Source organism: Alkalimonas cellulosilytica (assembly GCF_036325985.1).
Taxonomy (GTDB): domain Bacteria; phylum Pseudomonadota; class Gammaproteobacteria; order Enterobacterales; family Alteromonadaceae; genus Alkalimonas; species Alkalimonas cellulosilytica.
On sequence record NZ_JAUHLI010000079.1, the window covers coordinates 1 to 224 of the forward strand.

Here is a 224-nt window from a genome sequence, read left to right on the forward strand (position 1 = left end):
ATGGCCTGCTCCGGGTGCTGACGTCGTTCAAGCTGTGATGCGATAATGGCTCGACAGCCACTGCCAATACTCTCAGCCCAGCCAAGCAGTCGTTCAGCACTCCAGCGCTGTTTGACGTGTGCATCCGGCATATGCTCTTTCATCGTGCTAAAGCCGCCGGGTTGATGCTTTCGGGGATGCTGAGCAACCACATTGCCATGGTAGTAAAGGCAGATAATTTGCGC

General features: G+C 54.9%; 1 pseudogene. It reads right to left on the minus strand.

Annotation, left to right across the window (positions count from 1 at the left end):
- Positions 1-224 (minus strand): annotated as a pseudogene (locus tag QWY20_RS18625) (IS21 family transposase); the annotation flags it as partial.